At 70.5% G+C, this 21,490-nt stretch carries 22 protein-coding genes and 1 tRNA gene; 5 read left to right on the top strand and 18 right to left on the bottom strand.

The features are described 5' to 3' along the window. Positions 1-28 precede the first annotated feature (28 nt). Positions 29-889 carry a DUF7547 family protein gene (locus N5096_RS03395; protein ID WP_267662927.1) on the top strand — a complete coding sequence of 287 codons (861 nt, stop codon included), beginning with the start codon at positions 29-31 and terminating at the stop codon, positions 887-889. Positions 890-925: 36 nt separating this feature from the next. On the opposite strand, the gene N5096_RS03390 is transcribed toward N5096_RS03395, so the two are convergent. The 4 genes from N5096_RS03390 to N5096_RS03375 all read right to left on the bottom strand — a co-directional run bounded on the left by N5096_RS03390 (position 926) and on the right by N5096_RS03375 (position 5,516). Then, a complete protein-coding gene (locus N5096_RS03390; RefSeq protein WP_267662926.1) occupies positions 926-1,675 on the bottom strand; it encodes a sugar phosphate isomerase/epimerase family protein in 750 nt (249 codons plus the stop codon). A gap of 115 nt (positions 1,676-1,790) precedes the next feature. Beyond that, positions 1,791-3,179, bottom strand: a complete 1,389-nt coding sequence (locus N5096_RS03385; protein WP_267662925.1) for a permease — start codon at positions 3,177-3,179, stop codon at positions 1,791-1,793. Positions 3,180-3,444: 265 nt separating this feature from the next. After that, a complete protein-coding gene (locus N5096_RS03380; RefSeq protein ID WP_267662924.1) occupies positions 3,445-4,515 on the bottom strand; it encodes a methionine synthase in 1,071 nt (356 codons plus the stop codon). Continuing rightward, a complete protein-coding gene (locus tag N5096_RS03375; RefSeq protein ID WP_267662923.1) occupies positions 4,515-5,516 on the bottom strand; it encodes a 5-methyltetrahydropteroyltriglutamate--homocysteine methyltransferase in 1,002 nt (333 codons plus the stop codon). Before N5096_RS03375 ends, N5096_RS03380 begins: the two co-directional genes overlap by 1 nt. 112 nt (positions 5,517-5,628) lie before the next feature. Between N5096_RS03375 and N5096_RS03370 the strand changes: the two genes are divergently transcribed. Then, the gene (locus N5096_RS03370) at positions 5,629-6,549 is read left to right on the top strand and encodes an ABC transporter substrate-binding protein (protein ID WP_267662922.1); all 921 of its coding nucleotides are present in this window, start codon (positions 5,629-5,631) and stop codon (positions 6,547-6,549) included. A 12-nt stretch (positions 6,550-6,561) separates the two neighbouring features. On the opposite strand, the gene N5096_RS03365 is transcribed toward N5096_RS03370, so the two are convergent. The 6 genes from N5096_RS03365 to gpmI all read right to left on the bottom strand — a co-directional run bounded on the left by N5096_RS03365 (position 6,562) and on the right by gpmI (position 12,903). Next, on the bottom strand, positions 6,562-7,155 hold the full coding sequence (locus N5096_RS03365) for a HemK2/MTQ2 family protein methyltransferase (RefSeq protein ID WP_267662921.1): 594 nt from the start codon (positions 7,153-7,155) through the stop codon (positions 6,562-6,564). Next, positions 7,152-8,468 carry a mechanosensitive ion channel family protein gene (locus tag N5096_RS03360; protein WP_267662920.1) on the bottom strand — a complete coding sequence of 439 codons (1,317 nt, stop codon included), beginning with the start codon at positions 8,466-8,468 and terminating at the stop codon, positions 7,152-7,154. The genes N5096_RS03365 and N5096_RS03360 overlap by 4 nt, the downstream gene beginning before the upstream one ends. 8 nt (positions 8,469-8,476) lie before the next feature. Next, on the bottom strand, positions 8,477-9,382 hold the full coding sequence (locus N5096_RS03355; RefSeq protein ID WP_267662919.1) for a 16S ribosomal RNA methyltransferase A: 906 nt from the start codon (positions 9,380-9,382) through the stop codon (positions 8,477-8,479). Positions 9,383-9,427: 45 nt separating this feature from the next. After that, positions 9,428-10,027 (bottom strand): DUF655 domain-containing protein, encoded by a 600-nt coding sequence (locus N5096_RS03350; RefSeq protein ID WP_267662918.1) that lies wholly within the window; start codon positions 10,025-10,027, stop codon positions 9,428-9,430. Positions 10,028-10,074: 47 nt separating this feature from the next. Beyond that, a complete protein-coding gene (locus N5096_RS03345) occupies positions 10,075-11,217 on the bottom strand; it encodes a thiolase family protein (RefSeq protein WP_267662917.1) in 1,143 nt (380 codons plus the stop codon). 63 nt (positions 11,218-11,280) lie between these two features. Continuing rightward, a complete protein-coding gene (gene gpmI / locus N5096_RS03340; RefSeq protein WP_267662916.1) occupies positions 11,281-12,903 on the bottom strand; it encodes a 2,3-bisphosphoglycerate-independent phosphoglycerate mutase in 1,623 nt (540 codons plus the stop codon). 166 nt (positions 12,904-13,069) lie between these two features. On the opposite strand from gpmI, the gene N5096_RS03335 reads away from it, so the two are divergent. Together N5096_RS03335 and N5096_RS03330 are read left to right on the top strand one after the other, a co-directional pair. Beyond that, on the top strand, positions 13,070-13,747 hold the full coding sequence (locus N5096_RS03335; RefSeq protein ID WP_267662915.1) for an ArsR/SmtB family transcription factor: 678 nt from the start codon (positions 13,070-13,072) through the stop codon (positions 13,745-13,747). A 96-nt stretch (positions 13,748-13,843) separates the two neighbouring features. After that, positions 13,844-14,764, top strand: a complete 921-nt coding sequence (locus N5096_RS03330) for a DMT family transporter (protein WP_267662914.1) — start codon at positions 13,844-13,846, stop codon at positions 14,762-14,764. 198 nt (positions 14,765-14,962) lie between these two features. On the opposite strand, the gene N5096_RS03325 is transcribed toward N5096_RS03330, so the two are convergent. After that, complete coding sequence (locus tag N5096_RS03325; RefSeq protein ID WP_267662913.1) at positions 14,963-15,415, bottom strand: RNA-binding domain-containing protein; 453 nt, start codon at positions 15,413-15,415, stop codon at positions 14,963-14,965. Beyond that, positions 15,412-16,023, bottom strand: a complete 612-nt coding sequence (locus N5096_RS03320; protein ID WP_267662912.1) for an AAA family ATPase — start codon at positions 16,021-16,023, stop codon at positions 15,412-15,414. Before N5096_RS03320 ends, N5096_RS03325 begins: the two co-directional genes overlap by 4 nt. Positions 16,024-16,125: 102 nt before the next feature. Here N5096_RS03320 and N5096_RS03315 point away from each other — a divergent pair. After that, positions 16,126-16,200: transfer RNA gene (locus N5096_RS03315), tRNA-Arg, on the top strand. Positions 16,201-16,378: 178 nt separating this feature from the next. Here N5096_RS03315 and N5096_RS03310 read toward each other — a convergent pair. The 6 genes from N5096_RS03310 to N5096_RS03285 all read right to left on the bottom strand — a co-directional run bounded on the left by N5096_RS03310 (position 16,379) and on the right by N5096_RS03285 (position 21,099). Next, complete coding sequence (locus N5096_RS03310; RefSeq protein WP_267662911.1) at positions 16,379-16,708, bottom strand: transcription factor S; 330 nt, start codon at positions 16,706-16,708, stop codon at positions 16,379-16,381. Between the two features lie 595 nt (positions 16,709-17,303). Continuing rightward, the gene (locus tag N5096_RS16470; RefSeq protein ID WP_303654885.1) at positions 17,304-17,498 is read right to left on the bottom strand and encodes a hypothetical protein; all 195 of its coding nucleotides are present in this window, start codon (positions 17,496-17,498) and stop codon (positions 17,304-17,306) included. Positions 17,499-17,583: 85 nt separating this feature from the next. Further along, entirely contained in the window at positions 17,584-18,195 is a 612-nt protein-coding gene (locus N5096_RS03300) for a DUF8135 domain-containing protein (RefSeq protein WP_267662910.1), read from the bottom strand. Next, complete coding sequence (locus N5096_RS03295) at positions 18,192-19,061, bottom strand: hypothetical protein (protein ID WP_267662909.1); 870 nt, start codon at positions 19,059-19,061, stop codon at positions 18,192-18,194. Before N5096_RS03295 ends, N5096_RS03300 begins: the two co-directional genes overlap by 4 nt. Before the next feature lie 109 nt (positions 19,062-19,170). Next, positions 19,171-20,007 carry an RAD55 family ATPase gene (locus N5096_RS03290; RefSeq protein WP_267662908.1) on the bottom strand — a complete coding sequence of 279 codons (837 nt, stop codon included), beginning with the start codon at positions 20,005-20,007 and terminating at the stop codon, positions 19,171-19,173. 90 nt (positions 20,008-20,097) lie between these two features. Further along, positions 20,098-21,099: a beta-ribofuranosylaminobenzene 5'-phosphate synthase family protein gene (locus N5096_RS03285; RefSeq protein WP_267662907.1), complete on the bottom strand. Its 1,002-nt coding sequence runs from the start codon at positions 21,097-21,099 to the stop codon at positions 20,098-20,100. Positions 21,100-21,490 lie beyond the last annotated feature (391 nt).

Raw genomic sequence — 21,490 nt, 5'->3', positions numbered from 1 at the left:
TTTATCGGCGCGACGCGTAGGCGGCCGTATGAGTTCCCGCGACGACCGACGCGACGACGAGCTCGAAGAGCGACTCGACGAGCTCGACGACGTCCTGAGCGAGCTCCGGCGCGACCTCCAGGAAACCGAGCGGGACCAGCGCGGACCGCCGCGGCCGCCCCGCCTCTCCGAGCTCCTTCGGTTCACCGAGCAGTACACGATCCCGACGGTCATCGCCCTCCTAGAGACGACGATCAGGTCGCTCGAACTGCTCCGGGGGACGCTCCGCCTCGCAGACCCCGGCCGGAGCGTCGCCGACGACGCCGGCGCGACCGCCGACCGCCTCGCCGACGTCCGCGACGGCGCGAGCGCCGGTCTCGCCCGGTCGCTCTCGGAGCTCCGGACCGCGCTCACGGAGGCCGACCTCCCCGAGGAGGCCGCCTCGCGCTCGATCGTCGCCGACGCCCGCGACCTCACCGCCGAGATCGAGTCGCGCATCGAGGCGGGCCGCCGCGAGGCCGACGCCGCGCGGGGGAGCGACCGGGATCGCGGGACAGACAGCCGCGCGACGGCCGGCCGAGACGGAGGCGGCGGTCGTGACGACGAGCCGCCCGTCGGCGACCGGGGGATCCGGATCGACGTGACCGACCCCGACGACGGTCCCGACGAGCCCGAAGGCGACTCGGCCCCCGAAGGCGACTCGGCCCCCGAAGTCGACGTCGAGTCCGAACTGGAGTCGATCAAGCGGCAGATGGACGGCGACGAGGCAGACGCCGGCGAGGTGGGCGCCGACGACGGTGCGGAGGCCGCCGACACGGACAACGAGGACGGTGTGGACGACGCCGACGCGACGGAGGCCGACGGTGACGCCGCCGGCCGGGACGATGACGGCGACCGCGACGAGGACTGATTCTCCCGCGGAGCGCGCTGCGGCCTTCCTCCGCATTTAAAAGTCCGCGCCGAGCTCGTCGGCGAGGCGCTCCGCGGAGTCGACGAGCAGGGCGTCGTCGTCGGTGAACACCTCCAGCGCGACGGTGCCGTCGAACCCGTCGAGCTCCGCCGCCACGGCCTCGTAGTCCACCTCGCCGGCGCCGATCGGGAGGTGCGTGTCGCCTCGACGGCGGACGTCGTGACAGTGGAGGTGCGAGACGCGACCGGCGTGGCTCCGGAGGAACCGCGCTATCGCCTTGTTCCCGCCCTCCATGTACGCGTGGCCCACGTCGAAGCAGACCGGGGTGTCGGTCTCGCGGGCGATCTCGCCGAGGACGGACAGCTGGAGCCCCGCGTGTTGGTGGCCGACGTTCTCGACGACGACCTCGACGCCCGCCTCGCGGCCGGCGTCGGCGACGCGGCGGAGCTGTTCGGCGGCCGTCTCCCGGAAATCCACGTCGTCACGGTCGGCGGAGGTCGCGTGGAGGACCGCCTTCTCGGCGCCGAGGGCTCCGGTCGCTTTTAAAAGCCGACGCTGATAGTCGACGATGGCGTCGTTCACCTCTGAGGCGTAGGTCGCCAGCCGCTGCCCGTACGGGAGGTGGACGAGCAGGTCGCGGCCGGCGAGCGCGTCGTCGAGCCGGTCGGGGTTGACCTCGCCCGGCACGAGCGTCGGCTCGCCGACCCCGAGCTCGCAGAAGTCGAACCGCGCCGGCGACGCCGCCAGTCGGTCGATGTCGTCGCCGACGGTGAGACCGATCTCCATGTCGGCGGTGGGTGCGGCGGCGTGTTATGTATCCCCCTTCTTTCCAACGTGAGTTGAGATCGGAATATTCCGGCAGCGGGAGACGAGACACCGATCGTTCGGCCCCGTACTCCCCTCAGTGGTCGTGGCCCTGACTCCGGACCGCCGGGTGCTGATCGGCGAACTCCGTCGGGTCCTCCTCGAACGTTCGCTTACACGCTGTCGAGCAGAAGTAGTACGTGGTCCCCTCGTGGGACGCACTCGGGCCGTCGTCGTCGGTCCGCATCCCGCACACCGGGTCGCGATACTCTCCGGGCGCGCCGAGTCCCCGCCGATAGACGTACACGAGGAATCCGGAGAGCGCGAAGGCGACGAGGTTGAGGTAGAACGTGTAGTTGAGCTCGAAGTACGTCTGCTCGGTCGCCGTCTCGCCGCCCGCGAGGTCGGGCACGATACCGAGGGCGTCGAAAAGCACCTCCATGAGGAAGCCGGTGAACGCCATCGTCACGAAGAAGACGCCGAGGATGTACAGCATAATCTTCCAGCCGTAGTACTTCCGGTACACGTTCAGGACCGGGATCGTGATGAGGTCGGCGTACACGAACGCGATGATTCCGGCGAAGCTGACGCCGCCGCCCCATAGCGCGACCGCGAACGGGACGTTTCCCATGCTGCCGACGAAGCTGAGAACGGCGATCGTGACTCCCATAACCGCGTTCTCGGCGGTCACGAGCAGGCCGTCGCCTCGGATGAACAGGGCGTTCCACACCCACCGCGGAACGAAGACGATGACGAACCCGGAGATGAGAAAGCCGGCGACGATGTCCGTCCAGATCATCGACCACTCCTTGCGGTACTGGTTGGCGACCTTGTACCAGCCGCCCCACGACAGCAACTCGTCGCGCCAGCCGCCGCGGCCGGCGGTCTCCTGGCGGTACGTCTCCAGACAGCCCTCCGAGCAGAATTCGAGCGTCTCCCCGCCGTCGGTCGTGAGCGAATACTCCTTCGAGCCCTCCATCCCGCACGTGGGGTCTTCCGTGACTCCCGACTCGCGGTCGCGCTCGTTGAGCGTCGCCCGGACCTCGTCGAAGAGGGTCTCGGGGAGCGTGAGGTGGACGATGACGGCCATAACGGCGATGAGAATCAGGCCGCCGAGCAGCTCCGCGAGCAGGAACTCCCAGCCCAGCAGGATCAGGATCATCAGCCCGAGTTCGACGATGAGGTTCGTCGACGCGAACATGAACGCGAGGAAATTCACGGCGTGGGCGCCTTTCTTAAATAGTCCCTTCCCGATGGCGACGGCCCCGAAGCTGCAGCCGCTACTCGCCGCTCCGAAGGCGGTCGCCTTCGCGAGGCCGTTCAGATCGCCGTCGCCCAGCACCCGCGCCATTCGGTCCTTCGAGACGTAGACCTGGACGAGACTCGTGACCGTGAGTCCCAGGATGATCGCCCACGCCGCCGTCCAGAGGAACCCGACACCGATGCGGAGGGCTTCGAACACGCCGTGGAGTATCGTCGGCTGCATGTGTGTACCATCGTCGGAATCATCTATTGCAGTTTTCCTTAGGACACCGCTGTTAGAAGGGCAGAGATACTATGGAATCGAAAGCTCTCGGGTAGTGAGTCCGCGACCGCATCGTACCGCCGCAGTCCGTGCGGCCGGCACGGGCGCCGCGGCGCATTTAAACCGGACACCGCGGCGCATTTAAACCGGACACCGCGGCGCATTTAAACCGGACACCGCGGCGCATTTAAACCGGACACCGCAGCGTCCCCGGGCTGTCGCCGTCTCAGTCGTCCAGCGGGTTCTCGACGTCGATCTCGCCGGAATCGATCTCGGCCTCGATCTCGCGAACGGCGGTCACCATGTTCTCGGTCTTGCCGTACGCGATCTCGCGGGGCAGGAGCTTCAGCCCGCAGTCGGGCGAGATGGTGAGCTTCTCCGGCGAGACGACGCGGAGCCCCTGCCGGATGTTCTGCTTGATCTCTTCGACCGGCTCGACCTCGGCCGTGTGCGCGTCGACGACGCCGAGCGCGAGGTCCGGTTCGAGTTCGGGCTCTTCGAGCACGGGGATCTGCTCGTAATCGCCGTTCGAGAGCTCGATGTCGAACTCGTCGATCGGATAGTCGTTGACCTCGGGGTACACCCGCGAGTAGTCGCCGTAGCAGACGTGGAGGCCAATCCGAACCTCCTCGTCGATTCCGGCGGCGATCCGTTCGAGCGCCTCGCCGACGATGGCGTGGTCCTCGGGGGTCGTCGCCAGCGCGGGCTCGTCGATCTGGATGTAGCGCGCGCCCGCCTCGACCAGCTTCTCGACCTCCTCGTTGACGAGGTCCGCGAGTTCGTAGACGAGCTCCTCGGTGGAAGGGTACGCCTCGTTGAACGCCCAGAACCCGAGCGTGTACGGGCCCGTGATCGGGACCTTGACGGGGCGCTCGGACACCGCGGACGTGAACTCGAACTCGTCGACCAGCCACGGCTCGTCGTACGTGACCTCCTCGACGACGGACGGCTTGTCGAAGTAGTTGTGGCCCCACACCTTCACGGGGCCGTTGAACTCGTAGCCGTCGATGCGGTCGGCGAAGAACTCCACCATCTCGTTGCGGCGCATCTCGCCGTCGACGACCGTGTCGAGCCCGGCGCGCTCGTGTTCGTGGGTGATGGCCCGACAGGCGTCGTCGTGCGCCTCCTCCAAGTCCCCCTCGTCGAACTTCGAGTCGGGGTCGTCGACGAGCTCGTCGACGCGGTTCAGCCACTTCGGCTTCGGGTACGAGCCGACGACAGTCGTCAACAGGAACGCGTCGTTCGGGTGGTCGGCGGGGCGGAACTGGTCGCGGTTGGCGTCGGGGTTTCGGACCATCAGTCGAGCACCTCCGTGGCGGCGGCCAGCGCGTTCAGCTTCGCGCGGTACTTGTTGGCAGGCAGGTAGAACAGCTCCGTGTTGGGGGTCAGGTACGTCCGGTCGAACCCCTCGGCGGGGATCTGCGATTCGAACCACTCGACCCGCTCCGCGAGCGTCTCCGGCTCCTCGACGAGTGTGTTCTGCCCGTCGACGAGACCGAGCGCGAGCGAGTCGGTGGCGCCGAACTCCTGGACGTTGTACACCGTGTCGTCGCGGTCGCCGGCGACGAGGTCGAGCCCGAGCGCGTCCGCGTCCGCCTCGTCGACGAGGTGGGCGTACAGCTTCTCGCCGAGCGCGCCGTACGAGGTCTGGACGACGACGTCGGCGTCGGTCGCGTCGGCGACGGTCGCGATCGCGTCCGTCGCGGTCGACTCCTCGCCCTCCGCGGGCGGGTTGGTGACGAGCGACGGCTCGAGGAGGAACAGCGTCTCGTGGGCCGGGAGCGCCTCGACCTCGCCCGCGAGGAACTCGGCGATCGCGGCCTGAAACTCCGCCTCGTCGGCGTAGTGCTCGTCGGTCGCGAGGTCGGCGAGCGAGTACGGGCCTGGCAGCGTCGCGGCGAGGGGGGCCTCGCCGTCGACGAGCTCGGTCGCCGCCTCCAGCTCGCGCGCCACGTCGCCGGAGACGTCGAGATCGCCGACCACGCGCGGGTCGCGGTAGAAGTTGTTGTTGTCGTAGTACCGGACGATCCCGCCCGTCTCGACGCTGTCGTGTACCGTCAGCGGGTGCGCGATCATGTCGTCCCAGCGGCCCTGTCCCTCGACGACGCGGTCGAGGCCGGCGTCCAGCTGGTCGTCGACGAACTCCGCGCGGACCTCGTCGTACTGATCGACGATCGCCTCGCTCTCGTCGCCGCTCAACAGGTCGCCCTTCTGGTGCCCCTTGAGGTCGGAGAGCGTCTCTTTCGCCCAGTCCGGGAGCGGGTACAGCCCCGGCGTGGCCGCGACACGTTGGGTCATCACCAGAAGTTCGGTATGCCGTCGTATAATATTTGCTAATGTGTTTTATGCTTAAAAGTAATATATTCGGCGGGGGCCGAACGGTTAAGCCGACGGTCGGGGATCGGTACCCATGACCGTCGTCTCTCTGTTCCCCTCCGCCACCGAGCTGGCGGCCGCGCTGGGCGCGACGCCCGCCGCGGTCTCCCACCAGTGCGACCGCCCGCCCGCGGTCAAAGACCGACCGACGCTCACCGGGCTCGTCCGCGACCTCGACGCCGACCCCGAAGAGCTCGACCGGATCGCCGCCCACGACGACACCTACTACCTCGACGGCGACCGCCTCGCCGCGGCCGATCCCGACGCGGTCCTCACCCAGGGCGTCTGCGCGGTCTGCGCGCTCGACGCGGGGCTCGCGCGCCGGGCCGTCGAACGGCTCGACCTCGACGCAACCGTCCTCGACGTCCACGCCGACGACCTCGACGACGTCCTCGCGAACGCCGAGCGCGTCGGCGAAGCGGTGGGGCGCCCGGCGGCCGCGGCGGCGCTCCGCGACGGTCTCGACGCTCGGATCGACGCCGTCGCCGACGCGGTCGCCTCGGCCGACTCCCGCCCCCGCGTCGCCGTCCTCGACTGGACCGACCCGCTCCGCCACGCCGGGCTGTGGGTCCCGGACCTGATACGGATCGCCGGCGGGGAGCCCGGGCCCGTCGCGGCCGGCGAGCGGTCGCGGGCGATCGGTCTCGACGAACTGCGCGCTTTCGACCCCGAGGTCGTCGTGGTCGGCCCTTGTAGCGCCGACATCGGCGAGGCCGAGCGGGCGGCCGGCGACCTGCTGGACCGCGAGCCCCTCGACGGCGTGGCGGCGGTGCGCGACGGTCGGGTGTACGCGATGGACGGTACCGCCTACTTAAACCGTCACAGCCACCGCGTCGTCGACACGCTGGAGGCGTTAGCGGGCGTGATTCATCCGGAGCGGTTCGACGGGACCGGCGAGAGGGTTCGGCGCGTCGGTGCGACCCCGACTGCCGGTCCGGCGGAGCCGACCGACTGAGTCCGCGCCCGCCTACGCCCGGCGCAGCGCGAGCACCGTGAGCGTCTCGAACGGGAACGACTCCTCGACGACGGCCTCGTGGTCGAAGCCCGCCTCGTCGACCAACGCAAGCACCTCGTCGTACCCCGTCAGCGACGAGACGAGCAGGAGGACGACGCCCCCCGGCGCGAGGACGCGCCCCACGTCGGCGAGGAACGGTTCGATCAGCTCGCGGCCCGACTCCCCGCCCGAGAGCGCGTGCTCCATCCAGTCGTCCCACTCGTTGTCGGGGTCGGTCGGGAGGTACGGCGGGTTGAAACAGACGGCGTCGAACGCGTTCTCTCGGAACGGGGCACAGAGGTCAGCGACCACTCCCTCGACGCCGCGCTCGCGGGCGGCTCGCGCCGCGTGCGGGTTGAGGTCGCTGCCGACCACGTCGAGGTCGCGCTCCGCGGCGACCTTTGCGGCGACCCAGCCGGAACCGGTGCCGACCTCCAGCACGCGACCGCGGGCGACCTCGACCGCGGCCTCGGCGAGGAGCCCGGAGTCCTCGGCGGGCTGGTAGACGACCGCGTCGTCGGCGCCGCGGCGCGCGGCGAGGTCGGCGGCGGTGTCGGCTCCGGTCATCGGGACGCCCCCGATCCGTCGCTCTCGGTCCCGGAGGCCTCGCCGTCGCTCTCGGTCCCGGAGGCCTCGCCGTCGCCCGACGGAGACCCGTCCCGAGTCGTTGCCCTGCCCTCGACCGACGCATCCAGTTGCGGCCCGGACGCGCCCTCCTCGCGCGCGGAGAGCGTCTGCTGCGGGAACGGGATGACGATCCCCTCCGCCTCCAGCGCGGACTTCATCGCGCCCATCGCGTCCGTCTGGGTGCGCCAGCGCTTCCGCATGCTGGGGTTCCGGATCCAGTACCGGGCGCCGAGGACGACCGCCGAGTCGCCGAACCGCTTCGTCACGACGTCCGGCTCGGGCATCGCGGCGACGTCGTCGACGCCCGCAACCGCCTCCTCGATGGCCGCGGCCGCGCGCTCGAGATCGGCCGCGTAGTCGACGCCGACCTCGACCTCGATCCGCAGGCGGCTGCGGCGCGACCGGTCGACGATCGAGCCCGAGCGCACGTCGTCGTTCGGGAGCGTGACGACCTCGCCGTCGAACGACCGGAGACGAGTGCTCATGATCGATATCTCTGTGACGGTCCCTTCGTGGTCGCCGACCTGGACCCAATCGCCGACCTCGAACGGCCGGGAGAACATGAGTACGAACCCGGCGAACACCGCGCCGAGCGTCTGGCGGGCCGCCATCCCGACCACGATCCCGAGGAATCCCGCGCCGACGAGGAGGCCGCCGACGTTGTCGGTGAACAGCCCGACGGCCACGAGCAGCGCGAAGGTATACACCGTCAGCTGCGTGAGCCGCCGGACCACCTCCTCCTGGTGGTCGGTGAGGACCGTGCTCTCGGCGGATATCTCGCGGATGACGCCGCCGAGGAAGTCGGTGAGCGCGTAGGCGCTCGCCAGGATCACCACCGCGATCACGACGTTCGACAGCTGGTCGGCGATCGCCGCCGACTCGTACGCGTCGACGAGGGCCCCGCTTCGGTCCCACACCACGAGCAGCGAGAGCGCGCCGATCCCGGTGGCGGCGCCGACGGACGCCGAGAGCAACAGGCGCTGCGTCGAGGCGACCTCTCCGTCCCGCCGCTTCGCCCACGAGGTGAGCGCCCGCACGCCGAGCACGCCCCCGACGATCAGGACGGAGGCGATCGTGCGCCTGACGTTCTCGGTCAGGGTTCCGTAGAGGTCGCCGACGGGGCCGGCGGCGTCCCCGCCGGCGGTCAGGAGCTCCGGGAGCGGGGCGGCGGAGAGCGTGGCGACGTGGAGCGGAGCGGGGGAAAGAGAGAGCGATCCGGCCGCGACCGCGACGGCCACGTCTGCGAGCGCCATCCGCGGGGTCACACCTCGGTCGGCGCGCCGCGCTCGCGGGCCAGCTCGGCCAGCGCGGCGAACGCGCTCGGCTCCAGCGTGCCGGGCCGCCGACCGAGCAGCTTCTCGTCGGCGGCCTCGACGACCGCGTCCGGGTCGTCCAGCCCGGAGATGTGGCCGGTGTTCCGGATCGCGTTCCGGACCGTCTTGCGGCGCTGGGTGAAAAGCGCCTTCACGAACCGGAGGAACAAGGCCTCGTCGCCCACCTCGTACTCCGGGTCCCGCGGGGTACACCGAACGACGGCGCTCTCGACGGCGGGCTGGGGGTCGAACGCCTCCTTCGGGACGCGCTCGACGATCTCGACCGCGGCGTAGTGCTGGGCGGAGACCGAGAGCCGGCCGTACTCCGACTCCCCCGCCGACGCGACCATGCGCTCGGCGAACTCGGCTTGGAACATCAACACGAGCGGCTTCCCCTCGGGGAGCAGCCGGAAGGCGATCTCCGAGGAGACGCCGTACGGGAGGTTCGCGACGCAGGCGGTAAAGGGCGGGAGGTCGACGTCGAGCGCGTCGCCCTGGATCACGTCCAGGCGGCCGTCGTCGACCGCGGTCGCGAACTCCTCGCGGAGGAAGTCGGCGAAGGTCCCGTCGCGCTCGATCACGGAGAGGCGACCGGGGACGTTCTGGTCGTCGCCGTCCGCGGCGGTCGCCGCCAGCAGCCGGTCGGTGAGCGCACCCGCGCCCCCGCCGATCTCCAGCGGGTGGCTCGCGTCCGCGTCGTCCGGGAGGTACCCCGGGATCCGGTCGAGCACGCGGTCGTCGACGAGGAAGTGCTGGTCGCGGTCGGGGTTCGCGCGCTCCCCGGCCCGCCGCGCGAGGGCGTCGGGGTCGCGGTCCCCGTACGCCGCGGCCTCACCCGTCGATATGTCGGTCATGGCCGCGATAGGCCGGCGTTCCGGGTAAAAGTCCCGTTTCGAGGATCAGTCTTCGCGCCCCGCGAACGTCCGGTACTTCAGGTCGTCTTTCCCGATCTCCTCGACGATCCGCTCGACGATCACCTCTCGCGGGCGGTGGAGCCCCGAGACGCGCTCGGACACCGCCGCGAAGCTCTCGAAGGGCCCGCGCTTGCGCTCGTCGAGGACGTTGTTCCGGAGCTGCTCGCCGATCCCCGGGAGGAGGTTGAGCTGGTGGAGCCGGAGGGTTATGGGGCCGGCCTCGTTGTAGAAGTCGACGAAGCGCTCCTCGTCGGCGTCGACGATCGCCTCGACGGCGTACTCCACCTCGGCGGCCGCGTTCCGGGTGAGCTCGTCGTACGACGCCTCGTGGTACCGGCCGACCGCCGGCCCGTCGAGCCCGATCCGGTCGCTCACGGACGCCTCCGCCTCCTCGTCGAGCGCGAGCTCGTACAGCCGGAAGGAGTCGACCCCGAGGCCGTACGCGACCGGGGTCTTCCGCGACTGGGGTCGGTCGTCGTCGGGCCGCCCGTTCGGCAGCACGTCCAACAGGACGACGACTGGGCCCTCGTCGGCGTCCGCCGCGTCGGATGCGTCTCCCGCGTCGGAGGCGTCGGGATCGCTCATACTCGTTTTACGGCTCCGAACGGTGAAAAAACCGCTGCCGCGTCGACTTACCGCGAGAACTCGATCGCGGCGCCCTGCCCGAAGCCGACACAGAGGGTCGCGAGCCCGCGGTCGGCGTCGCGCTTCCGCATCTCGTGGATCAGGGTGACGGGGAGCCGCGCGCCCGAGGCGCCGAGCGGGTGGCCGAGCGCGATGGCGCCGCCGTTGACGTTGAACCTCTCCTCGTCGACGGCGAGCTCGCGCCGCGAGTACTCGCACTGGGAGGCGAACGCCTCGTTGAGCTCGACGAGGTCGTAGTCGTCGATGCTCCGGCCGGCGCGGTCGAGGAGGCCCCGCGTCGCGGGCACCGGGCCGATCCCCATCACGGTGGGGTCGACGCCGGCGACGTTGTTGGTGCCGACCTCCGCAAGGACGTCGAGCCCGTGGTCCTCGGCGAACGCCTCGCTCGTGACCACCGTCAGCGACGCGCCGTCGGAGATCTGCGAGGAGTTCCCAGCGGTGACCGTCCCGTCGCCCGTGAACGCCGGCGAGAGGCCGGCGAGCTTCTCGGCCGTCGTGTCCGGCCGGATCCCCTCGTCTTCCTCCACGAGCCCGTCGTCGGTCTCGACCGGGACGATCTCGTCGTCGAACCGGCCGGAGTCGGTCGCCTCCGCGGCGCGCTGGTGGCTGCGGGCCGCGTACTCGTCTTGGGCCTCGCGGCTCACATCGTGCTCTTCGGCCACCTTCTCGGCGGTCATCCCCATCTGGAGCTGGGAGACGTTGTACCGCTCCGCGAGCTCGGGGTGGAGGTGCTGGTAAGCGTCGCCGTCCATGGGGACGCGGCTCATGTTCTCGACGCCGCCGGCAACGACGCAGTCGCGGTTCCCCGCGGCGATCGCGTCCGACGCCGAGATGATCGCCTGCATCGAGGAGGCGCACCAGCGGTTGATCGAGGTCGCCGGCACCGACTCGCCGAGCTCCGAGAGCAGGGCGATGACGCGGGCGACGTTGTTGTCCTGCTCGGTCCGCTGCTGGGCGACCCCCCACATCAGGTCGTCGACGTGGTCGCTCGTCAGCCCCGTCTCCGCGAGCGCGTGGTCGATGAGCGCCGTCGAGAGGTCCTCGCTGCGGACGTCGGCGTAGACGCCCCCGTCTCTGCCCTGCGGCGTCCGGTAGGCGGCCGCGATCACCGGTGTGGTCTCGTCTGTCATGGTAAGTCACACGACGGTGTCGTTGTTAAATGGCCGTGGAACCGCGGGGAATCCGACCGGGGTTTACCGTCGCTCTTCGAGGAGCGGGTCGCCGGTCATCTCCGCCGGGCGGTCGAGGCCGATCAGGTCCACGAGCGTCGGGGCGATGTCACAGAGGGACCCGTTCTCGCGGACGGTCCGTCCCCCATCGTCGCCGTCGGGCGAGAGGTAGACCAAGGGGACCGGGTTGAACGTGTGGGCGGTGTGCGGGTCCGCCGGCGTGCCCATGTCGTCCGCGTTGCCGTGGTCGGCCGTCACGAGGGCGTGGCCGCCCGCGTCGGCGACGGCGTCGAGGAGCCGGCCGAGCTGCGCGTCGACAGCCTCGACGGCCTCGACCGCGGCCTCGAAGTCGCCGGTGTGACCCACCATGTCGGGGTTCGCGTAGTTGAGGACCATCAGGTCGGGGTCCGCCCCGTCGATGGCGCCGATCGCCTCGTCGGTGAGCTCGGGGGCCGACATCTCCGGCCGCTGGTCGTACGTGGAGACGTCGGGGCTCGCCACGATCTCGCGGAGCTCGCCGGAGAACTTCACCTCGCGGCCGCCGTTGAGGAAGTAGGTGACGTGCGGGTACTTCTCCGACTCGGCGATCCGGAGCTGGGTGAACTCCGCGTCGGCGACGACCTCCCCGATCGTGTTCTCGGGGGCCTCCGGCGGGAACGCGACCGGGAACGCGAACGTCTCGTCGTACTCGGTCATCGTCGTCATCCGGACGTCGGGCTGGTCGACCTCGAACGCCCACTCGGGCCGGGTGTCCGTGAGTAGCCGGACGAGCTGGCGGGCGCGGTCGGCCCGGAAGTTGAAGAAGACCACCGCGTCGCCGTCATCGAGCCCACCTCGATGGCTCGATGAGCTCTGCTCATCGGCGTCGTCGAGGGCGGGCTCGCCGCCGACGAGCGTCGGCTCGATGAACTCGTCGGTCTCGCCGCGGGCGTGGGCCTCGGTCGCGGCCTCGACCGCGGTCTCGGCCTCGTGGGGCGCCTCGCGCTCGGCGATCGCGTCGTACGCCTTCCTGGTCCGCTCCCAGTTCTCGTCACGGTCCATCGCGTGGTAGCGCCCCGTCACCGTGGCGACGTGGCCGGTCCCGCGCTCGTCGGCCTTCGCCTCCACCTCGGCGAGGAAGCGGTCGGCGATCTCCGGGGCCGTGTCGCGGCCGTCGGTGAACGCGTGGCTCGTCGCCGGCACCCCGGCGTCGGCCGCGGCGTCGATCAGCGCGAGCAGATGCTCGACGTCGGAGTGGACGCCGCCGTCGGAGACGAGCCCCATGAAGTGGACGCGGCCGCCGGTCGACTCCGCGTGTTCTAACGCGCCCGCGACGGCGTCGTTGTCCGAGAGCGACCCCTCCTCGAGCGCGTCCGTGATCCGGGTGTACGCCTGCTTGACCACGCGGCCCGCGCCGATGTTCAGGTGGCCGACCTCAGAGTTGCCCATCTGGTCCTCGGGCAGCCCCACGCGCCGGCCGTGGACGACGAGCTGGCCGTCGGCGCCGCGCTCGGTCGCGTCGTCGAACGTCGGCGTGTCGGCAACCGCGACCGCGTCCCGGCCGGCCGGTCGTCCCGAGGGGTCGACCGTCTCGCCGTCCCCGCCGTCGCCGCCTCCCGCGCCGCTTCCGAGTCCCCAGCCGTCGAGGACGATGAGTGCCGTCTCCATACCCCTCGTTTCCCGTGACGGGGTAACTACCCTTCGCTCCGGTCGACGGGAGGGCGTCGACCGCCGAGCGCCCAGCGACGAATCCCGGGACGGGACGCGGTTTCGCCGTGCCCACCGCGAGCCCTGGAAGCCAGCCTTTTATATTTGTGACGCTAACTATACGTTAATGGACTCCGCGGTACTGCTCAATCTCCTCGGCAACGAGAACCGGCGGCGCATCCTCCGGCTGCTCGCGACCAAGCCCTGCTACGTCACGGAGATCTCGGAGTACCTCGACGTGAGCCCGAAAGCCGTCATCGACCACCTCCGGAAGCTGGAGGAGGCGGGCCTGATCGAGTCGACGACCGACGACCAGCGCCGGAAGTACTTTCGGATCACCCGCAGTCTCCGGCTGGAGGTGAGCGTCTCGCCGTACGGGTTCGGCGCGAAGAGCGCCTACCCCGCCAAGAACAGCCTCGACATGTCCGGGCGATGCCCGCATCTCACTATCGAGGCGCCCGACGGGTCGGGCGCGTCGAACGACATCGCCGACCTCGCGGGGGAGTACTCCCGTCTGCAGGACCTCGACCGCGAGCTCTCGCTGGCCCAGCGGTGGGTGCAGGGCCGGGTCGAGGACACGCTCGCGAAGATCGACGAGCGGCTCGGCACCGAGGCCGACAGCCGCTTCTACGCCGCGATCCTCGCCGCGGTGATCGAGACGGACGGGACGCCGGCGGCCGTGGCCGACGAGGTCGGCGCCCGCGAGGGAACCGTCAACGACGCGATGAACCGCCTCGCCGACGTCGGCGTGCTCGCCCGCGAGGCCAGCGCCGACGGCGACGCCGACCGGTACCGCGTTCGATAGCGGGTCGGCGCCCGGGCTCGGCCCTTCGCCCGCCCGTCTCCCCGCACGTCCGGCCGCTTCCGGAACCTTTTGAACTGCGCCCGGAGGAGGGGGCGTGTGAGCCGATCACGAGACTTCTCGCTGTTCCTCATCCTCGCCGCCGTCTGGGGCTCCGCCTTCATGGCGATCAACGCCGGGCTGGCGTACTTTCCGCCGGTGTTGTTCGCGGCGTTCCGATTCGACGTCGCCGGCGTCGTCATGCTCGCGTACGCCGCGTACGCCGTCGACGACCCGGTCCCGCGCGAGCGGGACGAGTGGGCCGTCGTCGCGGTCGGCGGGACGCTGATCATCACCACCTACCACGCGCTCCTCTTCGTCGGCGAAAGCGACCCCGCCGTGACGAGCGCGGTCGCGGCCGTGATCGTCAGCCTCTCGCCCGTGTTGACGACCGTCTTCGCGCGCGCCTTCCTCCCCTCCGAGCGGCTGACCGTCGTCGGCGTGATCGGGCTCCTCGTCGGTCTCGTCGGCGCAGTCGTGCTGGCCGCGCCCGACCCCGCGAACCTGACCGGCGGCGGCACGGTCGCGAAGCTCCTCGTGCTGCTGGCGGCGGCCTCGTTCGCGCTCGGGTCGGTGCTCACCCGAGCGTCGGACGCTGACCTCCCGATCGAGACGATGGAGGCGTGGTCGATGCTCCTCGGCGCGCTGCTGATGCACCTGGTGTCCGTCGTGCTCGGCGAGTCGGTCGCCGACGTCGCGTGGACGACTGAGGGAGTCCTGGCGCTGGCGTACCTGTCGATCGTCGCCAGCGGGCTCGGCTTCCTCATCTACTTCGACCTGCTCGACCGGCTCGGCCCCATCGAGATCAACCTCGTCTCGTACGTCGCCCCGATATTCGCCGCCGTTTCCGGCTGGGTATTGTTAAGCGAGGGGATCACCCTCAACACGGTCGCCGGCTTCCTGATCATCTGCGTCGGCTTCGCGCTGGTGAAGCGGGCGGCGCTGCGGTCCGCGCTCCGCGAGTACGGGATCGCGGGGTAAAACGCCTCTCGCGGCGTTGTTCTCGAGTCAACAGACAGTTACCACGGCCGAAACGGCGACAGGTACACGTCGGTCCCCGATCGGGAGAGCGGAACGAGCGCAGCGGGCGGAGTCGCCGGCGGCGCGGGCGTGACGCTGCTGAGCGACTGAACGGGCGAGCGGCCGCGAGAGGCGTCGCGCCGGACGACCGCCCGGGGCTCAGTAGTCGTCCTCGTCGGGGTCGAACCGGTCGCCGTACTCCCGGGCGGGGTCGACCGGCCGGCCCTCGTCGGTCTCCGGCGCGACGTAGTCGACGAACGACTCGACGTCGGGCTCGCGGACGCGGACCTCGACGTCGATCTCGCCGAGCTCGTCCGGCTCGCCCACCGCGAAGTTGACGACGCCCTCGAACGCGGCCTGCTTTTTCAAGGAGAACGAGAACCCGTCGTCGGCGCTGTTCCGCAGGAACACCCGGCGGGCCGTGTCGAGGATCTCCTGCTCGTGGAGCACGTCGGAGAAGGCGTCGAGGGTGTGCGCCTCGGCAACGAGCCGGCCGTCCTCGTGGACCGGCTCCGCGTCCGGGAAGGCGTTCCGCACCGCGTCGGCGACCCGGTCGGTGACCTCCGTGTCGCGGACCGGGGCCTCGATCCGCACGTCGATGCTGTAGATCACGCGCCGTCACCTCCGGCGTTCGCGGCCGCCGTCGACTCCGTCCCGCCGTCTCCGTCGTCCTCGGCGACGCCGAGCACCTCTCGAACGCGGGTCCGGAACTCGGCGAGCGTCCCCGTGTTGTCGACCTCGACGTCCGCGCGCTCGAGGGTGTCGCCGAGGCCGAGGCCGATCTCGCGCTCGTCGCGCTCGCGGAGGGCCTCCAAGTCGGAGTCGGAGTCGTCGCGGCCGCGGGCGTCGAGGCGCTCGGCGCGGAGCTCGAAGGGCGCCCGGATCGCCACGAGCGCGAAGTCGTCGCCGAACGCCTCGCGGAAGCGCTCCAGTTCGACGGTGGAGCGCAGGCCGTCGACGAGGACGGCGTCGCGGTCGCTCTCGGCGGCGGCCTCGCGGATCAGCGGGAGGGTCCGCGCCGCGATGGCGTCGTCGCCCTCCTCCTCGCGGAGCGCCCCCGCGATCCGACCGTGGTGCTCGGCGGGGTCGAGCCCGCGGCGGCGGCACTCCGCCCGGATCACGTCGCCCATCACGACGACCGGGATCCCGGCCGCCTCGGCCACGTTCGCCGCCTCTCCCTTCCCGCTCCCGGGGAGCCCGACGGTTCCGATGACGTTCATTGGCGCGGAGTAGTCCCGTGCCGGACTTAGGTCTGCTGTTGGCGCCGTCCGCCGGCGCGAACCGTCGCCGTTTTTTATATCGGGCGGTAGAAGGCGAGGTGAGGGCACATAGCTCAGCTCGGATAGAGCGTCGGACTTCTAATCCGACGGTCGTGGGTTCGAATCCCACTGTGCCCGTGCAGCGAGGAGCGGAGCGGCGGGCGATCCGGCGCGCGGAGGTTCGAACCCCGAGCGCCGTCGCAGTCGGGCGACGCGACGCCGCTCGAAACGGGGCGTCGATGTCGCGGGTCGTTGCTTCCCGCCCGACCGGTACCGCCCGGGCGGCAGGCGGTCCGGAGGTGTTGACCGGACTCGGTCAGTTGTAGCCGCGCCAGCGGCGCCCGCACTCCTTACATTTAAAAAACCGCGTCGGGGGCTCGTCGGCGGCGCCGGTCTGTTTGATCGTGTACCACGCCTCGTCGTGGCCGCACTCGTCGCAGACGACGTCGGTCGCGGTGGGCTTCCCCTCGAAGTTCGCGCCCTCCTCCGTCTCGATCACCTCGTCATCGGTCTGTTTCGTGGTCGACTCGAAGTCGGCGGCGAGCGCCTCGTCGCGCTCGGCGGTGCCGCCGCAGCCATCGTTCTGACACACCATCTCCCCGTCCTGAGAGACCATCATCGAGCCGCAGTCGTCACAGAACTGCATATCTGCTCGGAGTAGGATGTCGAGCGGTTTAGCTTCCCTGACTGCGCTCGATACGGAGGTGAATATGGTGTTCGTATACGAGTAGTTGACCTCAACGACATCGTCAACACCTCCAAAGCCCCAGCCGCTCGCTTATAAATAATCGACAGCGGATCGTCGCTAACCACCTCCAAAGCCCCAGCCGCTCGCTTATAAATAATCGACTGCGGATCGTCGCTAACCACCTCCAAAGCCCCAGCCGCTCGCTTATAAATAATCGACCGCGGATCGTCGCTAACCACCTCCAAAGCCCCAGCCGCGAGGACTCCTGCGCCTCGTTGCGCGCTTCAGTCGCTCACTCCGTTCGCTCCTTGCAGTGCTTACGTCGGCGGAGTTCGTCCTCGCGGCTGCCCCTTTGGGTCCCCGCCCCGACCGCACAGCGACCACAGCCTCACACCTCCCCAACCTCGCGGTTCGCGCTCTTCGAGCGCTCACCGCGTCCAGCGAGGGACCTCCGGTCCCTCTGGCAGCCGGCGCGTAGCGCCGGCGACCTCGCACGCGCTCCTCGTGGCCTGTCGGCCACTCGGAGGCGCGGGCCACCGCAACCGTTCCCCATTTATAACTCGTAATCGTTCTCGCCGACCCGCTCCCACGCGAGGTGCGCGACGATCCCGAGCAGGAAGGCGACGCCGAGGTTCGTCGCCAGCGCGACGACGAGGGGGACGACAGTAACCGAATCCCCTATCGCCCCGGTGAGCGCGCCCGGACCGAACTCGATCCCGCCTCGTCGCGTGCTGTCGACGATACCCACTTTTGCGGCGTTTAGTCCCGATTCGCTTGAATCTGTCCAGAAACCGTCGCCGGGATCGTTTGGAGGCAGCGTAACTCTCAGCGGGTTATTCGTCGGCGTCGAACGTCGGGTCCTCCTCGGAGATCATCGGGCAGTTCCGCACCCGGAACTCGTCGAAGCCGACCGCCTCGAGGATGCTCGTCCCCTCGTGGGTGCAGGCGGCCTCGGGCGGCGAGGTGAAGTGCGGGCACTGCTGACAGTAGGTCCGCTTGGAGACGACGTGCTCGGTGTCGCCGGACGCGGACGTCGCAGCGCCGAGCGCACCGGCCCCGTCGATGCCCTCGGCGTCCGCCTCGAGGGATTCCCAGACGTCCTCCTCGGCCGCGCCGCCGACGTCCATCCGCTCGAACGCGTCGTCGAGGTCGGTCTCGGAATCGGCGGAGCCGAGCTCGTCGAAGGGGTCGTCGCGCCGCGCGTCGGGATCGGCCGGGTCGAAGTCGGCCGGGTCGGAGTCTGCGGGAGAGGAGTCGGCCGGGTCGGAGTCTGCGGGAGAGGAGTCGGGACCCTCCGCGTCGACGCCCGCGCCGAGTTCGGCGAAGGGGTCGTCGACCTCGTCGGGGTCGTCGGTCTCGGTCGCGAGGTCGTCGAGGGAGTCGAACGCGTCGCTCCCCTCGTCGGCGTCCGGCTCGCCCCGCGGGCCGTCTCCCTCGTCGCTCATCGGTCGCCTCCGGGGTCCCGGGTGCTCACGCCGCCCGTCTCGCCGTCGACGTCGCCGTCGAGCGCGGGCTGCTCCTCGGCGACGAGCCGGGCGGTGCCGAGGAAGCCGGGGTTCGGCTCCAGTTCGCCGAAAGACCGGCCGCAGTGGGGACACTCGGGCGCCGTCAGGAGCCCGACGTCGACGGTCTCGCCGCAGTCGGTGCAGGCGGCTTTCCTGATCCCGTTTCGGTTCGCGGTCGCCGACAGCGCGTCGAGCCGCTCGCGGTCGGCGCGATCGCGCTCGGCCGCCTCGAGCCGGCGCCGGACCCTGACGACCGCGCTGGCGACGCGCGAGAGCTTGTCGTCGAGGTCGTCGAGCTGCTCGTCGAGGTCCTCGGCGTCGATCGCGTCGGCGCGCGCCTCCGACTCCGCCAGGTCGCCCAGCCGCTCCTCGACGTCGGCCAGCCGGTCGTCGAGGTCGTCGACGCGCCCCTCGACCGCCTCGTCGACGGTCGACCGCGCCGCGGCGTCCGCCTCGAGCTCGCCGAGCCGCTCGGCGATCCCGTCGACGTCGGTCGCGAGCGCGTCCAGTCGGTCCGCCGTCTCGGCGTGCGCGTGGTCGGCCGGCGCCGTCGCCTCCAGGTCGCGGTAGAGCTCGACGAAGCGCTCCCGGAGGTCCGCGACCTTCTCGTCGAGCTCGGCGTCGAGGGCGTCCACCCGCGACTCGATCGCCGCCACCTCCCCGGCGTTCGGCACGTCGATCTCCTCCTCCTCCGCGAGCGCGACGACCGCGCGCTTCAGCAGCGCCTCGCGACCGACGCCGGCCTCGTCGGCGGCGGCCTCGATCGCGTCGTCGACCGTCCCGTCGGTCGGATCGAGGTCGCTCATCGAGGATCCTCTGTCATCTACGCACCGTTTAGCGGGGAGACTTAAGTAATCTGTCGCGTCGTTCTCTGGATCGATACTCGGCGGTCGTCCGTCGCTGGCAGCGGGGGCCTCACCGGATCTTCCGCACGTCGCTGATGTCGAAGCCGCCCTCGTGGATCTCGGTCTCGAACCGGACGATGTTCTCCGCCTCCAGCCGCGAGAGGACGCCGCGGAACTCGCGGACGAACATGGTCCGGGCGCGCTGGGAGCCGCCGCTCTCCCAGGTGAACTGGAGGGTGCCGCCGGCGGCGTCCATCAGCGCGCCGAACTCCCGGTCGGTGAGCGAGTCGGTGTTCACCAGCACGAGGATGAGCCCGCCCCACTCGTAGGCGGCCTTCTTGAGCCCCTTCATCACCATCGCGACGTCGCTCCACTCGGTGTCCTCGTCGACCATCGAGACGAGGTCGGTGACGGAGTCGATACAGACGAGACTGCCGTCGGCGTTCGCCGAGAGGTAGTCGCCGAACGCCGTGAGCACGTCCTCGTACTCCCCGCGGTCCCCGAGCTCGGTGATCGACGCGGTCTCCTCTTCGTACCAGTCGCGGGGGATCGGGCTCAGCTGGAAGTACTCCGGCGAGAGGTCCCGGAAGGCGATCTCGTCGATCGCGGCGTCGACGATCTCGTCGCCCATCGTGTACCCCATCTCGCGCGTGAGCGCGTCCGTGTCGGCGGTGAAAGAGAGGTAGTGGACGTCGTCGGGGAGCTCGGCGTCGGCCGAGAGCTCCCCGTAGTATAGGTCGAACAGCTCCGCGTCGGCGTGTCCGAGGGCGTTCATCGCGGCGCTCGTATACAGGAACTCGCGCGCGCCGGCCCCGGACTCGCCGGCGAGCAGCACGACGTTGCCCGGCGGCGCGCCGCCGCCGAGGATCGAGTCGAGGCGGGCGACGCCGAACGGAACGCTCGTCATGTCCCGTACGGGGTCGCCGTCCCGCTTAGTGTTGTTGCTCGTGCGGGGGTCGCTGGCGACGGGAAAGGCGCGAAGCGACTGATCGATTCGCTACTCCGTCACCCGCGCCCCGCCCCCCGCCGCGCGGACGACCGCGACCGACCCGGCCACGCCCGCCTCCGCCAGCGCGCGCTCGCCCGCGGCCGCCGCGGCGTCGACGTCGTCGTTGTCGGTGACGCCGTACACGGTCGGCCCCCACGACGACTGCCCGGCGCCGAAGACGGCCGCGGACGCCGACAGCGACGCCACCACGTCACCGACGGGCGGTCGGTAGACGCCGCCCTGTTCGTCGGCGTACCACGCGCCGTTGAGCCGGCCAATCTCAGCGACCGCGGCGCCGAACCGCTCGGCGTTGCCGGTCGCGATCGCGGGGAGCACCCGCCGCGTGACGATCCCGCCGATCCGGTCGGCGAGCCCGGGCTCCGCGCGCTCGACCGCGGTCCGCATCGCGTCGTCCTCGGCGTCGCCGTTCCGGCCGGGGTCGGCGTCGGGGCGCACGAGCAGGAAGCGCCAGTCGTCCGGGACGGCGTGGCGGGCGGCCACCGGCGGCACGGTCCACTCGCCGTCCGCGGGGCGGTCGGTCGTGAACCGGGCGGTCGGGTGGCCCGCGTCGAGGACGAACCCGCCCGCCTCGAAGGTCGCGACGCCGACGCCGGAGCGCCCGCCGCGGCCAAGCGCCGGGGCGCGCTCGCGGAGTTCGACTTCCCGCCCGTGGGCGGTCGCGATCGCGGCGAGGGTCGCGGCGGCCAGCTGGGTCCCGCTCCCGAGCCCCGCGTGGCGCGGGAGCGACTCGCGGAGGGCGACGCGGGCGCCGGGGACGCCGAGCAGGTCGGCGGCGACGCGAGCGTACTCGCGGACGTCGTCGCGGGTGGCCGGGTCGGCCGCGGCGTCGCCGTCGGCCGTCTCGACCGTCACGCGTTCGGCCGGCTCCGCGTCGACGACGACCCGCGGCTCCGCGAGGCCGAGACCGAGGGCGCCGTACAGCCGCTCGTGCGAGAGGCTGAGGTTACAGAAGCCGAAGTGGAGCCGTGCGCCGGCGCTCGCGCGTGTCATTGGGTTGTGCCCGTTTCGGGAGCGACGGGTAAAGCGTGCGTGACAGTGGCGGGCGTTGCCCCCGATCGGACTGGCGATCGCCGAACGACGCGATTACCGATCGCCGAACGACGCGATTACCGATCGCCGAACGACGCGATTACCGATCGCCGAACGACGCGAACGGCGAGAGCACTTCGAAGGCCTCTGGCATTCGCTTATAAATGAGTGATCGCAGATGGGCGATGAACACCTCCAAAGCCCCAGTCGCGACGACTCGCGCGCTTTGCTGCGCGCCTCAGTCGCTCGTTACACTCGCTCCTTGCGGTGCTTGCTGCAGCGGGCTTCGTCCTCGCGACTGCCCCTTTGGGTCCCACCCGACCGCACCTCACACCTCCCCAGCCTCGGGGGG

The organism is Halorubrum yunnanense (genome assembly GCF_026586675.1).
Classification (GTDB): domain Archaea; phylum Halobacteriota; class Halobacteria; order Halobacteriales; family Haloferacaceae; genus Halorubrum; species Halorubrum yunnanense.
This window is presented reverse-complemented; position numbering and strand designations above follow the sequence as displayed.